The following is a 20,689-nucleotide window of genomic DNA, read 5'->3' on the forward strand; positions in this document are numbered from 1 at the left end:
ATTCAAACGCCCACGCTTATCGGCTGTATATTTTTAAGGATCAACATCGCAGCTTTTACACCACTTTGTCCAACTCGCTGTGATCAGCGAAGCCTTGTATTCTAGCATGCTTTTTGGCACACCTTAAAACGTTTTGCGTTTTCTTTAGCGCTTGATGCAAGTACTAAAGAAAACGCCCAGTCCGCTGGACTGGGCGTTTCTTGCTGTAATAGCCTGACGATGACCTACTTTCACACGGGAACCCGCACTATCATCGGCGCAGAGGCGTTTCACTGTCCTGTTCGGGATGGGAAGGAGTGGTACCACCTCGCTATGGTCATCAGGCATAACTTGTTGCCACCCTGACATGCGTCAGGGCAACGAATTCATAGAGATTTAATCAGCTCCGGCATCGCACCGGATATGTTTTTGAATGCGTCACTTGGCATAACTAGTCCTTGAATCCAATTGCTTGGAATCAAAGTTATAGGGTCAAGCCGCACGAGCAATTAGTATCGGTTAGCTTAACGCATTACTGCGCTTCCACACCCGACCTATCAACGTCCTGGTCTTGAACGACTCTTTAGGGGGCTCAAGGCCCCGGCAGATCTCATCTTGAAACGAGTTTCCCGCTTAGATGCTTTCAGCGGTTATCTCTTCCACACTTAGCTACTCGGCAATGCCACTGGCGTGACAACCGATACACCAGAGGTGTGTCCACTCCGGTCCTCTCGTACTAGGAGCAGGCTTCCTCAAATCTGCAGCGCCCACGGAAGATAGGGACCAAACTGTCTCACGACGTTTTAAACCCAGCTCACGTACCTCTTTAAATGGCGAACAGCCATACCCTTGGGACCGGCTACAGCCCCAGGATGAGATGAGCCGACATCGAGGTGCCAAACACCGCCGTCGATATGAACTCTTGGGCGGTATCAGCCTGTTATCCCCAGAGTACCTTTTATCCGTTGAGCGATGGCCCTTCCATACAGAACCACCGGATCACTATGTCCTGCTTTCGCATCTGCTCGACTTGTCAGTCTCGCAGTTAAGCACGCTTATGCCATTGCACTATCATCACGATGTCCGACCGTAACTAGCGTACCTTCGAACTCCTCCGTTACGCTTTGGGAGGAGACCGCCCCAGTCAAACTGCCTACCATGCACTGTCCCCGATCCAGATAATGGACCTAGGTTAGAACCTCAAACACACCAGGGTGGTATTTCAACGTTGGCTCCACAAGATCTAGCGACCCTGCTTCAAAGCCTCCCACCTATCCTACACAGATCTGTTCAAAGTCCAATACAAAGCTACAGTAAAGGTTCATGGGGTCTTTCCGTCTTTCCGCGGGGAGATTGCATCATCACAAACATTTCAACTTCGCTGAGTCTCAGGAGGAGACAGTGTGGCCATCGTTACGCCATTCGTGCAGGTCGGAACTTACCCGACAAGGAATTTCGCTACCTTAGGACCGTTATAGTTACGGCCGCCGTTTACTGGGACTTCAATCAAGAGCTTGCACCCCATCATTTAATCTTCCAGCACCGGGCAGGCGTCACACCCTATACGTCCACTTTCGTGTTTGCAGAGTGCTGTGTTTTTAATAAACAGTCGCAGCCACCGATTTTTTGCAACCCCGTTGGGCTCCATCCGCAAGGGACTTCACCTACTAGAGGCACACCTTCTTCCGAAGTTACGGTGTCAATTTGCCGAGTTCCTTCTCCTGAGTTCTCTCAAGCGCCTTAGAATACTCATCTCGCGCACCAGTGTCGGTTTGCGGTACGGTCGTGTGTAGCTGAAGCTTAGTGGCTTTTCCTGGAAGCAGGGTATCACTCACTTCGGCTGCAAGCAGCCTCGTTATCACCCCTCATCTAAGCCCGGCGGATTTACCTACCAGGCACGACTACAGGCTTGAACCAACATATCCAACAGTTGGCTGAGCTAACCTTCTCCGTCCCCACATCGCACTACACATCGGTACAGGAATATTGACCTGTTTCCCATCAACTACGCATCTCTGCCTCGCCTTAGGGGCCGACTCACTCTACGCCGATGAACGTTGCGTAGAAAACCTTGCGCTTACGGCGAGGGGGCTTTTCACCCCCTTTAACGCTACTCATGTCAGCATTCGCACTTCTGATACCTCCAGCAGGGTTTACACCGCCACCTTCACAGGCCTACAGAACGCTCTCCTACCACTTGCAATAAATTGCAAATCCGCAGCTTCGGTAACTGGCTTAGCCCCGTTACATCTTCCGCGCAGGACGACTCGATCAGTGAGCTATTACGCTTTCTTTAAATGATGGCTGCTTCTAAGCCAACATCCTGACTGTTTTAGCCTTCCCACTTCGTTTCCCACTTAGCCAATTTTAGGGACCTTAGCTGGCGGTCTGGGTTGTTTCCCTCTTGAGTCCGGACGTTAGCACCCGGTGCTCTGTCTCCCAAGCTGTACTCGTCGGTATTCGGAGTTTGCATTGGTTTGGTAAGTCGCCATGACCCCCTAGCCAAAACAGTGCTCTACCCCCGACGGTAATACTTGAGGCACTACCTAAATAGTTTTCGGAGAGAACCAGCTATTTCCAAGTTTGTTTAGCCTTTCACCCCTATCCACAGCTCATCCGCTAGTTTTGCAACACTAGTCGGTTCGGACCTCCAGTGCGTGTTACCGCACCTTCATCCTGGCCATGGATAGATCACTTGGTTTCGGGTCTACACCCAGCGACTGAATCGCCCTATTCGGACTCGGTTTCCCTACGCCTTCCCTATTCGGTTAAGCTTGCCACTGAATGTAAGTCGCTGACCCATTATACAAAAGGTACGCAGTCACCCCTTTCAAGGCTCCTACTTTTTGTAAGCATGCGGTTTCAGGATCTATTTCACTCCCCTCCCGGGGTTCTTTTCGCCTTTCCCTCACGGTACTAGTTCACTATCGGTCAATGATGAGTATTTAGCCTTGGAGGATGGTCCCCCCATATTCAGACAGGATTTCTCGTGTCCCGCCCTACTTGTCGTTAACTTAGTACCACGCGTCTGTTTTCACGTACGGGGCTATCACCCGCTATGGCTAGCTTTTCCAAGCTATTCCGTTAACAGTCGCGCTATCACTAACAGGCTTTTCCGATTTCGCTCGCCACTACTTTCGGAATCTCGGTTGATGTCTTTTCCTCGAGCTACTGAGATGTTTCAGTTCACCCGGTTCGCCTCGCATGACTATGTATTCATCATGCGATACCCCTAAGGGTGGGTTTCCCCATTCAGAAATCTCCGGATCAAAGCTAATTTGCCAGCTCCCCGAAGCTTATCGCAGGCTATCACGTCTTTCGTCGCCTATCATTGCCAAGGCATCCACCACATGCTCTTATTCACTTGACCCTATAACTTTGACGTCTCCTTACAGAAACATCTCTATTGTCTTCAAGGAATGTCTGATTGGTCTTTCACCAATCGCGTTATGCCGTAAACAACTACAGCTCTTTCGAGCCTTCATCGTTAATTTTGAATTTCAAACTAAAGTCTGAACATTCGTTTTGACGCAATCAAAAATTTGTCACTAACCACCACCACCGGGCACGGTCTGCACTAAACCTTTACGAATGTGCAGTTTCCCAGAGGTAGCTATTTGGCTAGCAACGCTGATTAAACTCTATGAATTTTTAATGAACAGCCGATTAACCTTTTCAAGTTAATTTATATCGATCAATAGATATTGATCAACAACAAAGTAGCCTCTTTTAAAGCCACTTTGGTGTTGAATATATAAGCACCAAATGATTGGTGGAGGTGACAGGACTCGAACCCGCTACCTACTGCTTGCAAAGCAGCCGCTCTCCCAGCTGAGCTACACCCCCACAAAAACGGCAGTGTTGTTGAATGGATGGTGGGTCTGGTTGGTTTCGAACCAACGACCCCCGCCTTATCAAGACGGTGCTCTAACCAACTGAGCTACAGACCCAAGCCGGTCGCTCTGCGATCAACTCTAAGAATTAGATCAACGATCTTTTCCTCAAAATTGCCTTAGCGACAACCTTCCAACAACCGATAAGTGTGGGCATTCAAATTTGATTGCAGTTTCCAGAAAGGAGGTGATCCAGCCGCACCTTCCGATACGGCTACCTTGTTACGACTTCACCCCAGTCACGAACCCTGCCGTGGTAATCGCCCTCCTTACGGTTAGGCTAACTACTTCTGGCAGAACCCGCTCCCATGGTGTGACGGGCGGTGTGTACAAGACCCGGGAACGTATTCACCGTGACATTCTGATCCACGATTACTAGCGATTCCGACTTCACGCAGTCGAGTTGCAGACTGCGATCCGGACTACGACTGGTTTTATGGGATTAGCTCCCCCTCGCGGGTTGGCAACCCTTTGTACCAGCCATTGTATGACGTGTGTAGCCCCACCTATAAGGGCCATGAGGACTTGACGTCATCCCCACCTTCCTCCGGTTTGTCACCGGCAGTCTCATTAGAGTGCCCAACTAAATGTAGCAACTAATGACAAGGGTTGCGCTCGTTGCGGGACTTAACCCAACATCTCACGACACGAGCTGACGACAGCCATGCAGCACCTGTGTTACGGCTCTCTTTCGAGCACCAAGCCATCTCTGGCGAGTTCCGTACATGTCAAAGGTGGGTAAGGTTTTTCGCGTTGCATCGAATTAAACCACATCATCCACCGCTTGTGCGGGTCCCCGTCAATTCCTTTGAGTTTCAACCTTGCGGCCGTACTCCCCAGGCGGTCAACTTCACGCGTTAGCTTCGTTACTGAGTCAGTGAAGACCCAACAACCAGTTGACATCGTTTAGGGCGTGGACTACCAGGGTATCTAATCCTGTTTGCTCCCCACGCTTTCGTGCATGAGCGTCAGTACAGGTCCAGGGGATTGCCTTCGCCATCGGTGTTCCTCCGCATATCTACGCATTTCACTGCTACACGCGGAATTCCATCCCCCTCTACCGTACTCTAGCTATACAGTCACAAATGCAGGTCCCAGGTTGAGCCCGGGGATTTCACATCTGTCTTATATAACCGCCTGCGCACGCTTTACGCCCAGTAATTCCGATTAACGCTCGCACCCTACGTATTACCGCGGCTGCTGGCACGTAGTTAGCCGGTGCTTATTCTTACGGTACCGTCATTAGCCCACCGTATTAGGGCAGACCGTTTCGTTCCGTACAAAAGCAGTTTACAACCCGAAGGCCTTCATCCTGCACGCGGCATTGCTGGATCAGGCTTGCGCCCATTGTCCAAAATTCCCCACTGCTGCCTCCCGTAGGAGTCTGGACCGTGTCTCAGTTCCAGTGTGGCTGGTCGTCCTCTCAGACCAGCTACAGATCGTCGCCTTGGTGGGCTTTTACCCCACCAACTAGCTAATCTGATATCGGCCGCTCCAATCGCGCGAGGCCCTTGCAGGTCCCCCGCTTTCATCCAGAGATCGTATGCGGTATTAGCACAGCTTTCGCTGCGTTATCCCCCACGACTGGGCACGTTCCGATATATTACTCACCCGTTCGCCACTCGCCACCAGGATTTCTCCCGTGCTGCCGTTCGACTTGCATGTGTAAGGCATGCCGCCAGCGTTCAATCTGAGCCAGGATCAAACTCTATAGTTCGATCTTGAATTTTTTGCCCCTGACTTTTACCACCAGGGGCCACTCATAAATTGGAATTGACATGAACTTCATTTCTGATATTCACATCTTCTTTTACTTCATGAGCGTTTGTAGTGCTAAGCACTAGTTCCGAAGAACTTGGCAATCGCATTCAAACGCCCACGCTTATCGGCTGTATATTTTTAAGGATCAACATCGCAGCTTTTACACCACTTTGTCCAACTCGCTGTGATCAGCGAAGCCTTGTATTCTAGCATGCTTTTTGGAGCTTGCCGCAAAAATCTTTAAACTTCTTGCTTATCTGCCGCGGCGCGTTTTGGAGTAAACCTTAACGTTACCGTATTCAGCAGAGCCTCGAATTATATACTGGTTTTTACCTGTATCCGAAACATCTGCTACTTGCTGACTTTGCTTTCGCATCCTGCACATTGCTGTGCGTTATCAGTGCAGCCCTCGACTTTAGCACGGTTTGCATCGACACCTGACCGGTCGGCACTTTAAAGTTGAACACACCAACAAAAGCCATGGTGGCGCGGCCTATGGCCCCCTGGGAACAGGCCGCAGCCATGCACCTCCTATATAGAGAGTGCAACTCCTCCTGACCTATCTACCAAGGGGTGAAACCCGTAGGCCGGATAATCCCCCCAACATGGCACTCATTACCCTACTCGACGCCCAACTGGCTTTTGGACACGTCGCACTTCTCGATAAAGCCGCTTTTTCCCTTGAAACCACGGAGCGTGTGGGTCTCATTGGCCGCAACGGAGCGGGCAAATCGTCAATGCTCAAGATCCTGGGCGGGCTGGAAAAGCCTGACGACGGCGCGATGCATGTGCAGCAAGGTCTGCGCATTGCCTACGTGGCCCAGGAACCGGTACTGGACCCGGAGGACTCGGTGTTCAAATCCGCCAGCGTGGGCCTGGCCAGCGTGATTGCGGCGCGGGACCTGTATTTGTCCGGGGCCGATGGCGTTGATCTGGATGCCTTGCAGTCGCAGATCGAGGCGTTTGATGCCTGGAACTGGGAGCAGCGCGTCGAAGAAACCCTGCACCGCCTGCATTTGAACCCCGAAGCGATTGTCGGCACCCTGTCGGGCGGCACCAAAAAACGCGTGGCCCTGGCCCAGGCGCTAGTGGCCAAGCCCGATGTGTTGCTGCTCGACGAACCCACCAACCACCTGGACCTGGATTCCATCGAGTGGCTGGAAGACCTGCTGATCGACTTCAAAGGCAGCCTGATCACCATCACCCATGACCGCAGCTTCCTGAACCGCGTCGCGACCCGTATTGTGGAACTCGACCGCGGCAAGCTCAACTCCTACCCCGGCAACTTCGAGCAGTACGTACTGCAAAAAGAAGAGCAGCTGGCACAAGAAGCCGTAATCTCCGCCAAGGCCGACAAGCTGCTGGCGCAGGAAGAAATCTGGGTCCGCCAGGGTGTGGCCGCGCGCCGTACCCGCAGCCAGAGCCGCGTAGTGCGCCTGGAAGCGCTGCGCTCCAGCCGCGCCGCCCGCCGCGATGCCCAGGGCAGCGTCAACCTGGATGTGGCCTCGGGCCAATCCAGCGGCAAGATCGTGGCCGAGCTGACCAATGTGAGCAAGGCTTTTGGCGACAAGGTCATCGTGCAGGGCTTTAGCGACGTGATTCTGCGTGGCGACAAGGTCGGCTTTCTGGGGGCCAACGGCGCAGGCAAGAGCACTTTGCTGAAGCTGATCCTGGGCGAAATCCAGCCCGACAGCGGCAAGATCCGCCAAGGTGCCAACCTGCAGGTAGCCTACTTTGACCAGATGCGCAACGCGCTCGATCTGGATGCCACGCTGGAAGACTTCATCAGCCCCGGCAGCGAATGGATCGAGATTGGCAACCAGCGCAAACACGTCAAAAGCTACCTGAGCGACTTTTTGTTCTCTCCGGCGCGCGCCAATTCCCCCGTGCGCTCGCTGTCGGGTGGCGAGCGCAACCGTTTGCTGCTGGCGCGCCTGTTTGCCCGCCCGGCCAACGTGCTGGTGCTGGACGAGCCGACCAACGATCTGGACATCGACACCCTGGAACTGCTGGAAGACCTGCTGCAGAACTACGATGGCACGGTGTTCCTGGTCAGCCACGACCGGGCCTTTCTGGACAACGTGGTCACCAGCATCATTGCCCACGAGCCCGAGGAACGGCCCGGCTTCTGGCGCGAGTACGAGGGTAGCGTGCAGGACTGGCTGATCCAGAGCAAGCGCGCCAAGCTGATTGCCGAAACCAATAGGAAAAACACGCCCCAGCGCCCATCAGAAGGGCAGGAGAAGCTATCAAATACAGAGCAAAAGCCAGTGACGGCCGCAGTGGCCACCAAGGCCCGCAAGCTCAGCTTCAAGGAGCAACGCGAGCTCGACGGCCTGCCGGAGCAGATTGCGGCGCTGGAAAAAGAGCAAGCCGACATCACTGCCACCCTGGCCGATGGCAGCCTCTACACCACGGATGCTGCACGCGCCGCCACCCTGGGCCAGCGCAATGCGCATATCGACGAGCAACTGCTGGCGGCGCTGGAGCGCTGGGAAATGCTGAGCGCCTGATCGCTATATTTTAAATAGCTGCTCACGCTTATTCCATAAGCGCGAGTGGCCTATTTGATACTTAAATTCGATTGTGCAAACGGTCGCCACTGGCACCCAGCTTGGCCAGCAAGGCCGGGGCGATTTTGTCCAGCGGCAGCACCTCGTCGGCTGCTCCGTGGGCAATGGCTTCGCGCGGCATGCCGAAGACCACGCAACTGGCTTCGTCCTGCACGTAGTTGTAGCTGCCCTTGTCGTGCATTTCGCGCATGGCGCGGGCCCCGTCGTTGCCCATGCCGGTGAGCATGATGCCGTAGGCGTTGCGGCCGACCATCTCGGCGCAAGACAGAAACAGCACTTCCACTGAAGGCCGGTGGCGGTTCACCGGTTCCCCCTCCTCCACCACGGCCACATAGTTGGCCCCGCTGCGGTTGATGCGGAACTGCTTGCCGCCCGGCGCGATGTAGGCGTGGCCGGGCAGGATGCGCTCGCCATGCGAGGCCTCTTTGACCGTAATCTGGCACAGGCTGTTCAGGCGCGCGGCAAAGCTGGTGGTAAAGCCCGGCGGCATGTGCTGGGTGATGACGATGGCGGGCGAGTCGGCCGGCATGCAGACCAGAATGTCCTTGATGGCCTCGGTGCCGCCGGTGGATGCGCCGATACAAATCATCTTTTCGGTCGAAACACGGCCGATCAAGGCATTGGTGGAGCGCACCGCCGCAGCCGGTGGCACCACCGCCGTGCCAGGCGCGGACACCGTGGGCAGCAAGGGGCGGCGGAACTTGGCCACCGCCGCCACACGCACTTTGTCCACGATTTCAGATGCCAAGTCGCGCAAGCCATTGGCCAGGCCGATGCGGGGCTTGGCCACAAAGTCCACCGCACCCAGCTCCAGGGCGCGCAGGGTGACCTCGGCCCCCTGGGCGGTCATGGTGGAAATCATCACCACCGGCATGGGCCGCAGGCGCATCAGGCGGCCCAGAAAATCGATGCCGTCCATGCGCGGCATCTCCACGTCCAGGGTGATCACGTCGGGGTCGAGGTCGCGGATCATTTCGCGGGCGATCAGCGGGTCGTTGGCCGCGCCTATGCACTGCATATCGGGTTGGCGGTTGATGATTTCGGTCAACAGGCTGCGCACCAGCGCCGAGTCGTCTACCACCAGTACACGGATTTTCTTCATCGCAGCACGCACTTAAAACAGATCGACCGAACCGCCGGACGTAGATTGCACCACCGTGGCCACATTGCCGCGCCGCTCGTTGGAGGCCTGGTCGGGGTGGGCGTGTGCCAGCCGTTTGACCATGGCTTTGCCGGTAGTGGGGAAAAAGCAGACCTTGCGGGGATAAATATCCAGCACGTCTTGCGACAAGAGCGGAATGCGCTCGGTTTGCAGGTAGTCGATGACAAACTTGGTGTTGCGCTCACCCACGTTCATGGTGGTGAAGTTGGACATGACCTGGCCACCACCAAAAATCTTGGCCTGCATGGTTTCGCGGCGTGCCCCAATCTTGAGCATCTCGTTGATCAACAACTCCATGGCATACGACCCGTAGCGGCCCGCGCCAATGCCGTCTTCGCCATCGGGCAGCATGAAATGGTTCATACCACCCACCTGGGCCCGCGTGTCCCACAGGCAAGCGGCGATGCAGGAGCCCAGCACCGTCATGATGACCAGGTCCTCGTCCGACACAAAGTACTCGCCCGGTAACACCTTGACGGCGTTGTACTGGAAATGGTGGTCGGGATAGAAGAACGAGGCCTCCCCCGGTTTGCGCGGACGGGCCTTGAGTTCGTCAATCGTGCTATGGCGCTCGCTGGCGGGCCGCCCGGTCGGAAGCCCCCCGACCCGGGAGGCCCGGCGGCGATCACCATCGGCTCCGGCAGGGAGCGTGCCCGCCGCCATGCGCTGGTACAGCGTGGGGCCCGTGGTTCTGGGGATATCCATAGTGTTTAAGTGCGCACGCCAAAGCCGAACGGCTCGCGAAGGAATGGGTTAGCAACGTTCATAGCTGGTCTTCCCCCGCAAGATGAAGAGATCGCGCGATTCGCTGAAATTTTCGGCATGGCCGACAAACAATGTGGCCCCAGGCTTCATCACCCGGTGGATACGCTCCAGCACCGCGCGCTGGGTGGCCGCGTCAAAGTAAATCATCACATTGCGGCAAAACACCACGTCGAAGGGCTCGCGAAACGGCCAGTCGTCGCGGATCAGGTTGACGCTGATGAAATCGATCATGCGGCGCAACTCGGGCCGGATGCGCACCAGCCCGGCGTTGTCGCCCTTGCCGCGCAGCAAAAATTTCTGCATCCGCCCCTGGTCCAGGCCCTTGAGGTTTTCCAGCCGGTAGATGCCCTGGGCCGCCGAAGCCAGTACCTTGGAATCGATGTCGCTGGCGGTGAGCTTGAAGGAAGGGCTAGGGCCCAGGTTCTCCAGCGCCGTCATCACGATGGAATACGGCTCTTCGCCGGTAGACGATGCGCTGCACCACACGTTCCAGGGCGTGCTGGCGGGCTTGGACTTGAACAGCGTGGCCAAAATCTCGAAGTGGTGCTGTTCGCGGAAGAAGGCCGTGAGGTTGGTGGTGAGCGCGTTGACGAACTCCTGCCACTCCGGCCCGTCGGTAGAGTGCTCCAGCCAGCCCAGGTAGTCACGAAAACTGTTGTGTCCGGTGTCGCGCAGCCGCCGCGACAGGCGGCTGTAGACCATGGCGTGCTTGCCGTCGTGCAGCTTGATACCGGCGTGCTTGTAGATCAGGGACTGCACGCGCTCGAAGTCGGCATCGGTCCAGACGAATTCGCGGCCCTCCAGCGCAGGACCGGTGTGGGCGACAGCAGGGGATGGGCGCATGGAGCGGTGGTACTCAGTCGGCCGACAGGCCCATGTCGGCCCCGGACATCAGGCGCTCGATGTCCAGCAGGATCAGCATGCGGTCGCTGACCGAGCCCAGGCCCAGAATGCAGCTGTTGTCCACGATGCTGTCGATGTCGGGCGCGGCTTTCACGCTCTCGGGTTGCAGCTCCAGCACATCACTGACCGAATCCACCACGATGCCGACGATGCGGCTGCGCAAATTCAGGATGATGACTACGGTAAAGCTGTTGTACTCGGCCTCGGAGCAGTTGAACTTGAGCCGCATGTCCACGATGGGCACGATCGTGCCGCGCAGGTTCACCACCCCTTTGATGAAGGACGGGGCGTTGGCGATACGGGTGGGTGGCTCGTAGCCGCGAATTTCCTGCACTTTCAGGATATCGATGCCGTACTCTTCCTGGCTCAGGCGGAATGTCAAATACTCTCTGGCTGCGGTGGTGGCCAAAGCCCCCGAACGTTCCATTGCTCCCATAACCATCTCCTTCAACGTCAACTTGTATGAACCGCGGCTTAGTGCCGCGAGCGGCGCACCAGCGCACCAATGTCCAGAATCAGCGCCACCTTGCCGTCGCCCATGATGGTGGCACCCGACACGTTGGACACTTTGCGGTAATTCGACTCCAGGTTTTTCACCACCACCTGGTGTTGGCCCAGCAACTCGTTGACCAGCAGGGCCACGCGGCTGCCTTCGGACTCGACCACCACCATGATGTTGTTGGCCTTTTCGGCATCGGCAATCGGCACCTGGAAGATCTTCTCCAGCGCAATCACCGGCATGTATTCCTCGCGCACCTTCACCAGCTGCGAGCCCTGGGCCACGGTGCTCACCGACTCGTCATTCACCTGGAAGGACTCGACCACCGACGACAGCGGCAGGATGTAGACCTCGTCACCCACGCTGACCGACATACCGTCCATGATGGCCAGGGTCAGCGGCAAGCGCACCGACACCTTCATGCCCAGACCCTCGACCGATTCGATATCGACCGTGCCATTGAGCGAGGCGATATTGCGCTTCACCACGTCCATGCCCACGCCCCGGCCCGACACATCGGTCACCACGTCGGCGGTGGAGAAGCCGGGCGCAAAAATCAGCTGCCAGACCTCGGCATCGCTCATGGCGTCGCTCACGTCCAAGCCGCGTTCGCGGGCTTTGCGCAGGATTTTCTCGCGCGACATGCCCTTGCCGTCGTCGCGCACCTCGATCACGATGGAGCCGCCCTGGTGCGCAGCCGACAGGGTGATGGTGCCGTTTTCGGGCTTGCCCGCAGCGCGCCGCTCCTCGGGCATTTCGATACCGTGGTCGCAGCTGTTGCGTACCAGGTGGGTCAATGGGTCGGTGATCTTCTCAACCAGACCCTTATCCAGCTCGGTGGATTCGCCCTGGGTCACAAAGTCCACCTTTTTGTTCAGGCGGTTGGCCAGGTCGCGCAGCATGCGCGGGAAGCGGCTGAACACAATGGACATGGGGATCATGCGGATCGACATCACCGACTCTTGCAGGTCGCGGGTATTGCGGTCCAGGTCGGCCAGTCCGGCAAACAGCTGCTGGTGCATGGCGGGCTCCAGGCCCTGGCTGTTTTGCGCCAGCATGGCCTGGGTGATCACCAGCTCGCCGACCAGGTTGATCAGTTGGTCGACCTTTTTGATGTCGACCCGGATGGTGGTGGCCTCCAGCGGGGTCTGGCCGGCGGCTTTTTCGGCCTTGGCGGCCACGGCAGCGGGAGCAGCCACGGGGTGCTCGCCAGGGTGGCCGGGCGAACCAGCGAAGAAACCGTACTCTTCTTCCACCGACACGGTGGGCGCGGCCACAGCGGGCTCCGGAGCGGCCACTTCGGCGACAGCAGCCGCGGGGGCTTCGGCATCCAGATCGCGGATGCGCACCACGTCCTTGGACACGTGGAACACAAACAGGTCGAGCAAATCATCGTCGGTAGACGTGGTCTCCACCGCGAACACGCGGGTGTCGGCGCTTTCGCTGGGCAGGGTGGTCACTGTGCCCAGGCCCGGAATGTCGCGGAACAGCTCTTTCACTGCATCGGCCTGGTCCGGCTTGTCCAGCGGGCCAATCTGAATCACCAGCGAGCGCGTGCCCGGGGCCCGGGGTTCGGCAGGGGCCACCGGCGCGACAGGGGCCGCAACCGGGGCAGCCACCACCACCGGGGCGGGCGCAGGCACGGGTGCGGGTGCGGGGGCCGGAGCGGCCGCAGGAGCGGCACCCGAGGCCAGCACGCTGATGCGCTTGACCAAGGCCGAGGTATTGATGGCCTCGCCCTCGCCACCCGCCTGGTGGCGCGCCAGCAGGCTGCGCGAGGAGTCGGCCGATTCCAGCAGGGCATCCACCATGGGAGGGATCAGCTTGAGCTCATGGCGGCGCAGCTTGTCCAGCAGCGACTCCATCTGATGGGTCAGCTCGGCCACATCGGAAAAGCCGAAGGTGGCGGCCCCGCCCTTGATGGAGTGGGCGCAACGGAAGATGCCGTTGAGCTCTTCGTCGTCGGTATTGGCCAGGTCCAGATCCAGCAGCATCTGCTCCATCTGGTCCAGGTTTTCGCCTGCTTCTTCAAAGAAGATCTGGTAGAACTGGGTCAGGTCAAAGTCTGCGCCTGAACCCGAACTGTCGGTATGTGTCTCAGCCATATGTTGTGCTCCTTGGGGTGCCGGGGTTCAGCGGATGACTTTCTGGATCACCTCAATCAACCGGGTGGGGTCGAAGGGTTTCACCAGCCAGCCCGTAGCACCGGCGCTGCGCCCTGCCTGCTTCATCTGGTCACTGGATTCGGTGGTCAAAATCAAGATCGGAATGGTCTTGTACTTGGGGTGCTCGCGCAGCAGACGGGTCAGGCCGATGCCGTCCAGCCGGGGCATGTTCTGGTCTACCAGCACCAGGTCGATGGAATGCGACTGGGCCTTCTCGAAAGCATCCTGCCCGTCCACCGCTTCGATGACCTGGTAGCCCGCCCCGGTCAAGGTGAAGGAGACCATCTTTCGCATCGAGGGTGAGTCGTCAACGGCAAGAATCGAATGCATGAAAAGCTCCAGCTAAAGATGAGAACGCGCGTAAATTGTGGGGGGCCGGCATGTCAGAAAAGCTCGATGGAACCCGCGTCCATTTCGCTCTGGGTCACCGGGTTGGGGCGGTCAGGCACCATGGCCGCATACGGTGCAGGCTCTTCGCCTTCGTCCTGCCCCATGGTCTCCGATGCCAGGCGGAATGCGCAACCCTGCAGCATCAAGGTGGTATGCACGATCAATTGCGAAGCCATGTCCTGGAATTGCAGCTCGGTCACGGCGGCGCGCAGGTCGCTGCGCACATTGTCCATGGCCACCGTATCCGGCAAAGCCGCCCCCTGCAGCCCCAGGTTCACACTGTTGAAACGGGACATCAAATTGTCCATAGTGTGGCTGAGCAGGCTTTCCAAACGGCTCAAATCGTGCATCACCACCATCAGGGAATCCTGCAACTCAGCGACCAGCATGACCGGCAGTTGCACTACAGGTCCTGTCGGTGGGGTTGGCTCTGTTTGCATGTATTCTCCGTCGCTGCAGGAAAGCCTAAGACAAATTGCCTCGTTTGCACGAATGTTAATTCTATTTCACATCCTGTTACGAACAATCTGATAAATCGACTGCTATCCCCCTGCATCTCCACGCCTACCATGCTGACAACCGCCTTTTATGTAGCTCACGCCAGCCGCGCTCAGGAGCGCACATGAGCCCGTGGCAGAAGCACAAAGCCATCCAGATCCTGCACCTGGAAGACTCGGCCATCGACCACCAGATCGTGGTGCGGGCACTGCAAAAGCAAGGCCTGGCCTGCACCCTGCAGCGGGTGGAAACGCTGGCGGCCTTCACGGAGTTGACCGGCGGCAGCACGCCGTTTGATTTGATTCTGGCCGACTACCGGCTGCCGGGCTTTACCGCCATCGATGCCTGGCACGCGCTGCAGCAGCAGGCCCAGCAACCGCCCTTTGTACTGCTGTCGGGTGCCATTGGCGAATCGGCGGCGGTAGATGCCATCCGCCTGGGCTTCAGCGACTACCTGCTCAAGGACGACATCAACAAGCTGGCGCACGTGATTGCCCGTGCCATCGAGGTGCGCGAGGTACGCCAGGCCAAGGAGCGCGCGGATGCCGAACTGGCCGCCTCCGAACGCCGCCTGGCCGAGCTGGCCGAGCACCTGCAAAGCTCGATCGAACAAGAGCGCGCCGCGATTGCCCGCGAGGTGCACGACGATATCGGCGGCTCGCTGGCCGCCGTCAAGCTGGACCTGGCCTGGCTGGCACGCCACCACAAGGACGCGCCGTCCGCCGCGCACCTGGGCTCGGCGCTGGAGATGCTGCAGCATGCCCTGGGGGCCAGCCAGCGCATCATGCTGAACCTGCGCCCGCCCATCCTGGACCAGGGGCTCACCGCCGCCGTGCAGTGGCTGGCGCAAAGCTTCCAGAAGCGTACCGGCATTGCCACCAGCTTCCACGCCACGATTGAGCAGTTCAGCGCCAGCAAAGCCATCCAGCTGGTGGCCTACCGGACTGCCCAGGAGGCTTTGACCAACATCTCCAAGCATGCCGAATGCAGCGCGGTCAGCATCGAGCTCACCGATGGCGAAGGCGTGCTAACGCTGGAAGTCACCGACAACGGCCGCGGCCTGACCAAGGAGCTGCTCGACAAACCCAAGGCCTTCGGGCTGCGCGGCCTGCACGAGCGGGCCAAGACCGTGGGCGGCTGGCTGGACATCAGCAACCGCGGCGGCGTGGGCACTTCCATCATCCTGTCGGTGCCGCTTGTGCCGGACACCTCCCCCGAAAGCACCCCATGATCCACGTAGTGTTATGCGACGACCACGCCATGGTCCGGCGTGGCATCCGCGACATGCTGTCGGAGGCGGTGGACATCCAGGTCACCGGTGAAGCCTCGGGCTATGCCGAGGTGCGCGAACTGCTGCGCACCGCCGCCTGCGACGTGCTGGTGCTGGACCTGAGCATGCCCGGCCGCGGCGGCATGGAGGTGCTGGCCAGCCTGCAAGAAACGCATTCGCCCATCAAGGTGCTGATCGTGTCCATGTTCCCCGAAGACCAGTACGCCATCCGTTGCCTGCGCGCCGGAGCCCAGGGCTATCTGAACAAGGCGGGCGACCCCGAAGAGCTGGTACTGGCCGTGCGCACCGTGATGCAGGGGCGCAAATACGTCACCCCCGAGGTGGCGCAGATGCTGGTGGAAAGCCTGTCCAAGCCGGTGCTGGAGGTGCCGCACGCCGCCCTGTCCGAGCGCGAAATGCAGACCCTGCTGAAAATTGCCTCGGGAAAACGCCTGTCCGACATTGCCGAAGAGCTGCTGCTCAGCCCCAAGACCGTCAGCGTGTACCGCACGCGGGTGCTGGAAAAGCTCAAGCTGGCCAACAACGCCGAACTTACCGTATACGCAATTCGCAATAATTTGGTCTAAAAATCATAGCTTCTCACGCTCATTCCATAAGCACAAAAAGCTGATTTCATGCCTGAAAAAATGCGTAAAAATGCTAGCGCTTGGATGCGAACAGGTCGATGGCGCGCTCCATCAGCGCCATCACCGGCTGGTCCATCATCGGCAAGGTCACGGTCACCCCGACCAGGCCCATGGTCAGCGTGACCGGGAAGCCAATCGCGTAGATATTCATCTGCGGGGCCACGCGGGAAATCACGCCCATGGTCAGGTTGACGAACAGCAGCATGGCCACCATGGGCAAGGCCATCCACAGCGCGCTGGCAAACAGCTGGGTGCCCAGCGTGTAGAGCTTGACCTGGGCCAGCACCTCCAGGAAGTTGCCGTCCACCGGAAAGCTGTCGAAACTTTTGACCACGGCCATCAGCACGATCAGGTGCCCGTTCATCACCACAAACAACAGAATCGACATGTGGCCCATAAAGCGGGCCACCGCGCTGATCTGGGTGTTGCTGCCGGGGTCGAAAAATGAGGCAAAGTTCAGCCCCATCTGCAAACCCACCAGTTCGCCCGCCAGTTCCACCGCCGCAAACACCAGCCGCACCGCAAAGCCGATGGACATGCCCACCCCCACCTGCTGCACCACCGCGCCAAATGCCTCCGGGCTGTTGATGCTGATCTGCGGCTGGTTGGCCAGGCTGGCCTGGGCGGCCAGGGCCACAAAAAAAGCCAGGCCGATCTTGGCCCGCTGCGGAATGGATTTGAGCGAGAACACCGGGGCCACGCTGAACATGGCCAGCACCCGCAAGAATGGCCAGAGGATGGGCGACAGCCACTCCGCGAGCTGGGCTTCGGAAAAGGTAAACACCGCCAGCCGCCCGCTGCTACAAGACCAGCGTCGGAATGGATTCGATGGTGCGGCGGATGTAGTCCACCAGCGTGGCCAGCATCCACGGCCCGGCCAGTGCAAACACCAGCATGCAGGCAATCAGCTTGGGCACAAAGGACAACGTGGCCTCGTGGATCTGGGTGATGGCCTGGAACACGCTGACCAGCAGGCCCACCACCAGCACCGTCACCAGGATCGGGGCCGACACCATCAGCAGTAGCCACAAGGCCTCTTGCCCCACGGTCAATACCATTTGCGAGTTCATGGCGTGCTCCGGCTATTGCACAAAACTGGCGGCCAGCGAGCCGATGAGCAGGTTCCAGCCGTCGGCCAGCACAAACAGCATCAGCTTGAACGGCAATGCCACCAGCACCGGCGACAGCATCATCATGCCCAGCGACATCAGCACGCTGGCCACCACGATGTCGATCACCAGAAAGGGGATGAAGATCATGAAGCCAATCTGGAACGCCGACTTCAGCTCGCTGGTCACAAACGCAGGCACCAGCACCCGCAGCGGGGCCGTCTCTGCCGTCACGCTGGGCTCCAGCCGGGCCAGCTTGGCAAACAACGCAAAGTCGGACTGCCGGGTTTGCTTGAGCATGAACTGGCGCACCGGGGCTTCGCCCTTCTCCAGCGCCTGCTCGAAACTGATGGCATTGGCGGTATAGGGGGCGTAGGCCTCTTTGTAGACCCGGTCAAAGGTCGGGCCCATGACAAAAAAGGTCAGGAACAGCGACAGGCCAATCACGATCTGGTTGGGCGGTGCCGACTGCGTGCCCAGCGCCTGGCGCAGCAAAGACAGCACGATGACGATGCGGGTAAAGCCCGTCATCATCAGCAAAATCGCCGGTAAAAACGACAGCGAGGTAAAAAACAGCAGCGTCTGGATCGGCACCGAGTAGTTAACGCCCTGCCCGCCAGAGCCAATCAGCAGCGGCAAGGTGCCCGCTGCCTGGGCAAACACCGGGGCGTGGCCCAGGCTGGCCAGTGCCAGCAGCCCCCAGCGCAGGCGCTTAAACATGCGAACTCCCGTCTTCCAGTTTGGCGGCCACGGCGGCATAAGAAGGGCTTGCCGGAACCGGCGCGGTATGCAGGCAGGTAATGGCCTGCGCGGTCACGCCCAGCACCAGCCAGGTCCGCGCGCCTTCGGGGCCTACTTCCACCGTCACCACCCGCTGGTGCGGACCCACGCCTACGGCAGACACCACGCGGGCATTGCCCGGCGCAGCCACCCCGCCCCCCTGGGCGCGGCGCTGTATCCATTTGATGGCCAGCGGCAACATGGCCATGGCGGCCACAAACAACACCACCAGCAGCAAAGTCTGCCCCATGACCATGGCGGATCAGCCTTTGCTGAGGCGTTTGAGCCGTTCGGACGGCGTGACCACGTCGGTCAGGCGGATACCGAACTTGTCATTCACCACCACCACCTCGCCCTGGGCGATCAGGTAGCCATTGATCAGCACGTCCATGGGCTCGCCCGCCAGCGCATCCAGCTCCACCACCGAGCCCTGCGCGAGTTGCAGGATGTATTTGATCGGCACCTTGGTGCGGCCCAGCTCCACCGACAGGGTGACCGGGATGTCCAGCACCATGTTGATGTCATTGGAGCCCAGGTCTTTGTCCTTAGATGTCGGGCTGCTGCCAAACAGGGGGCCGCCCTGGCTGGTGTCTTCGGGCTTGGCCTCGGCCACCTTCTGCTCTTCCAGGGCCTCGGCCCAGGCGGCCATCGGGTCTTCTTCGTCTTCTGTTTTCTTATCCGTTGCCATTCATTTCTCCCTGGTGATTGCCATCTTCCTTGCGCAGGCATTCTTCAATGCGGATCGCATACTTGGAATTGTGGGTTCCGTACTGGCAGTCAAATATCGGTACGCCCCCGATCGAGGCCCGGATGCGCGGCTCGCGCTCCAGCTCGATGAAGTCGCCGGGTTTCATGCTCAAAAGCTGCTCTACCGTGGCATCGGCCCGGGCCAGTTCGGCCACCAGCGTGACCTCGGCAGACTGGATTTCACGGCTCAGCAGCGTGATCCAGCGGCGGTCCACCTCGACCGAGTCGCCCTGTGTGCTGGAGTACAGCACATCCCGGATCGGCTCCAGGGTGGCGTAGGGCATGCAGATGTGGATGGCGCCGGTGATGTCGCCAATCTCCAGCTGGAACACCGTGGACACCACGATTTCGCTGGGCGTGGCGATGTTGGCAAACTGCGGCTGCATTTCCGAGCGCTGGTAGTCCAGCTCCAGCGGGTAGATGCCGTGCCAGGCCTTTTTGTACTCGGTGCAAATCACATCGACCATGCGGTTGATCACCCGCTGCTCGGTCATGGAGAACTCGCGGCCTTCAATGCGGGTCTGGAACTTGCCCACACCGCCGTACAAGGTGTCGATCACGCCAAACACCAGCGAGGGCTCGCAGACGATCAGGCCACTGCCACGCAGCGGGCGGATGGCCATGATGTTGAAATTGGTGGGCACCGCCAGCTCGCGCAAGAACGCGCTGTAGCGCTGCACCTGCACCGTGCCCACCGAAATTTCGGGGCTGCGGCGGATGAAGTTGAACAAGCCGATGCGGAAGTTGCGGGCAAAACGCTCGTTGACGATCTCCATGGTCGGCATGCGACCCCGGACGATCTTCTCCTGGCTGGAGATGTCGTAGTTGCGGATTTCTCCGGTCTCGAAAACGGTTTCTACCGTTTTCTGGCTCTCGCCGGTGACCCCTTCGAGCAGGGCATCGACTTCTTCTTGGGAGAGAAATGATTCACTCATGAAGTTACTCCATGGTGGCGTGTCATTGGATGATGAAACTGGAGAACAACACGTTCAGGATCGGGCTGGCGGCGACCGCCTTCTTTTTGGCCTTCTTTTTGGGTGCGGGGTCTTCCTCGACCTCTTCGTCTTCCACCTCGTAGCCCAAGGGCGTGGACACCTCGCGCAGGATTTCGCGGGCCAGCTTCTCCTTGCCCTCCTTGGTCAGCAGCTCATCGGAGGTACGCTGCGAAATCAACAGCAGCACCCCGCTGCGGATGGTGGGCAAATTGGCCTTGACGGCATCGGAAGTTTTCAGGTCTTGCACCGCAATGGTGATGCCCACCTGGACAAATTTCTCGCCACCGGCATCCGCCAGATTCACCACCATGTTGTCCATGGGCAAAAACACGGGAGGTGTAGTGGGCTTGGCAGACGCATGGGCCGCAGGCGCGCCCTCTTCGCCCTCTTCACCGGCCGGATGGCGCAGGAAAAAGAACCAGCCCCCACCGCCCAGAACCAGCAGCAGCACGACCGCCACAATAATGACGAGCATTTTCTTGCCCTTGGCCTTGGGGGGCGCAGACGCATCAGCGGCAGCAGGTGCAGACACAATAATTCCTTCCGGGTGGGG

Annotated in this window: 17 protein-coding genes, 2 tRNA genes and 3 rRNA genes; 3 read left to right on the forward strand and 19 right to left on the reverse strand. The window is 58.7% G+C overall.

Annotated features, from left to right (window positions below):
* Positions 1 to 211: 211 nt before the first annotated feature.
* The 5 genes from rrf to AC097O_RS18335 form a co-directional block, all read right to left on the reverse strand.
* Positions 212 to 324 (reverse strand): 5S ribosomal RNA (rrf, locus tag AC097O_RS18315).
* A 143-nt stretch (positions 325 to 467) separates the two neighbouring features.
* Positions 468 to 3,349, reverse strand: a 23S ribosomal RNA gene (locus AC097O_RS18320).
* Between the two features lie 400 nt (positions 3,350 to 3,749).
* Positions 3,750 to 3,825, reverse strand: a tRNA-Ala gene (locus AC097O_RS18325).
* A gap of 27 nt (positions 3,826 to 3,852) precedes the next feature.
* A tRNA-Ile gene (locus AC097O_RS18330) sits at positions 3,853 to 3,929 on the reverse strand.
* A gap of 123 nt (positions 3,930 to 4,052) precedes the next feature.
* Positions 4,053 to 5,589 (reverse strand): 16S ribosomal RNA (locus AC097O_RS18335).
* Together the 16S, 23S and 5S rRNA genes with 2 tRNA genes alongside form the textbook arrangement of a ribosomal RNA operon.
* A 649-nt stretch (positions 5,590 to 6,238) precedes the next feature.
* Here AC097O_RS18335 and AC097O_RS18340 point away from each other — a divergent pair.
* Positions 6,239 to 8,146: an ATP-binding cassette domain-containing protein gene (locus AC097O_RS18340; protein ID WP_479594325.1), complete on the forward strand. Its 1,908-nt coding sequence runs from the start codon at positions 6,239 to 6,241 to the stop codon at positions 8,144 to 8,146.
* A gap of 61 nt (positions 8,147 to 8,207) precedes the next feature.
* On the opposite strand, the gene AC097O_RS18345 is transcribed toward AC097O_RS18340, so the two are convergent.
* From AC097O_RS18345 to AC097O_RS18375, 7 genes are all read right to left on the reverse strand, one after another.
* Complete coding sequence (locus AC097O_RS18345; protein ID WP_479594326.1) at positions 8,208 to 9,308, reverse strand: protein-glutamate methylesterase/protein-glutamine glutaminase; 1,101 nt, start codon at positions 9,306 to 9,308, stop codon at positions 8,208 to 8,210.
* Between the two features lie 12 nt (positions 9,309 to 9,320).
* Entirely contained in the window at positions 9,321 to 10,031 is a 711-nt protein-coding gene (gene cheD / locus AC097O_RS18350) for a chemoreceptor glutamine deamidase CheD (RefSeq protein WP_479594423.1), read from the reverse strand.
* Between the two features lie 90 nt (positions 10,032 to 10,121).
* Positions 10,122 to 10,976, reverse strand: coding sequence for a CheR family methyltransferase (locus AC097O_RS18355; protein ID WP_479594327.1), 855 nt, complete (start codon positions 10,974 to 10,976; stop codon positions 10,122 to 10,124).
* A gap of 13 nt (positions 10,977 to 10,989) precedes the next feature.
* A complete protein-coding gene (locus AC097O_RS18360) occupies positions 10,990 to 11,472 on the reverse strand; it encodes a chemotaxis protein CheW (protein WP_315190777.1) in 483 nt (160 codons plus the stop codon).
* Positions 11,473 to 11,510: 38 nt separating this feature from the next.
* The gene (locus tag AC097O_RS18365) at positions 11,511 to 13,640 is read right to left on the reverse strand and encodes a chemotaxis protein CheA (protein WP_479594328.1); all 2,130 of its coding nucleotides are present in this window, start codon (positions 13,638 to 13,640) and stop codon (positions 11,511 to 11,513) included.
* Positions 13,641 to 13,667: 27 nt separating this feature from the next.
* Positions 13,668 to 14,030, reverse strand: coding sequence for a response regulator (locus tag AC097O_RS18370; protein ID WP_315190784.1), 363 nt, complete (start codon positions 14,028 to 14,030; stop codon positions 13,668 to 13,670).
* A 53-nt stretch (positions 14,031 to 14,083) separates the two neighbouring features.
* Positions 14,084 to 14,530: a hypothetical protein gene (locus tag AC097O_RS18375; RefSeq protein ID WP_315190786.1), complete on the reverse strand. Its 447-nt coding sequence runs from the start codon at positions 14,528 to 14,530 to the stop codon at positions 14,084 to 14,086.
* A 182-nt stretch (positions 14,531 to 14,712) separates the two neighbouring features.
* Here AC097O_RS18375 and AC097O_RS18380 point away from each other — a divergent pair, with 182 nt between their 5' ends.
* Positions 14,713 to 15,819 (forward strand): sensor histidine kinase, encoded by a 1,107-nt coding sequence (locus AC097O_RS18380; RefSeq protein WP_479594329.1) that lies wholly within the window; start codon positions 14,713 to 14,715, stop codon positions 15,817 to 15,819.
* A complete protein-coding gene (locus AC097O_RS18385) occupies positions 15,816 to 16,445 on the forward strand; it encodes a response regulator (protein WP_315190791.1) in 630 nt (209 codons plus the stop codon). The genes AC097O_RS18380 and AC097O_RS18385 overlap by 4 nt, the downstream gene beginning before the upstream one ends.
* Positions 16,446 to 16,518: 73 nt before the next feature.
* On the opposite strand, the gene fliR is transcribed toward AC097O_RS18385, so the two are convergent.
* The 7 genes from fliR to AC097O_RS18420 are packed head-to-tail and all read right to left on the reverse strand — an operon-like array spanning position 16,519 to position 20,668.
* A complete protein-coding gene (gene fliR, locus AC097O_RS18390; RefSeq protein WP_479594330.1) occupies positions 16,519 to 17,289 on the reverse strand; it encodes a flagellar biosynthetic protein FliR in 771 nt (256 codons plus the stop codon).
* A gap of 16 nt (positions 17,290 to 17,305) precedes the next feature.
* Positions 17,306 to 17,575: a flagellar biosynthesis protein FliQ gene (gene fliQ, locus AC097O_RS18395; RefSeq protein WP_315190797.1), complete on the reverse strand. Its 270-nt coding sequence runs from the start codon at positions 17,573 to 17,575 to the stop codon at positions 17,306 to 17,308.
* A 12-nt stretch (positions 17,576 to 17,587) separates the two neighbouring features.
* Positions 17,588 to 18,334, reverse strand: a complete 747-nt coding sequence (gene fliP / locus AC097O_RS18400) for a flagellar type III secretion system pore protein FliP (protein ID WP_315190799.1) — start codon at positions 18,332 to 18,334, stop codon at positions 17,588 to 17,590.
* Positions 18,327 to 18,644, reverse strand: a complete 318-nt coding sequence (locus AC097O_RS18405) for a FliO/MopB family protein (RefSeq protein WP_479594331.1) — start codon at positions 18,642 to 18,644, stop codon at positions 18,327 to 18,329. The genes fliP and AC097O_RS18405 overlap by 8 nt, the downstream gene beginning before the upstream one ends.
* Positions 18,645 to 18,656: 12 nt before the next feature.
* Complete coding sequence (gene fliN, locus AC097O_RS18410) at positions 18,657 to 19,082, reverse strand: flagellar motor switch protein FliN (protein WP_479594332.1); 426 nt, start codon at positions 19,080 to 19,082, stop codon at positions 18,657 to 18,659.
* Entirely contained in the window at positions 19,069 to 20,076 is a 1,008-nt protein-coding gene (gene fliM / locus AC097O_RS18415) for a flagellar motor switch protein FliM (RefSeq protein ID WP_315190808.1), read from the reverse strand. The genes fliN and fliM overlap by 14 nt, the downstream gene beginning before the upstream one ends.
* 22 nt (positions 20,077 to 20,098) lie before the next feature.
* On the reverse strand, positions 20,099 to 20,668 hold the full coding sequence (locus tag AC097O_RS18420) for a flagellar basal body-associated FliL family protein (protein WP_479594333.1): 570 nt from the start codon (positions 20,666 to 20,668) through the stop codon (positions 20,099 to 20,101).
* Positions 20,669 to 20,689 lie beyond the last annotated feature (21 nt).

The sequence above is a fragment of the Rhodoferax sp. LS1P39 genome (assembly GCF_056521425.1).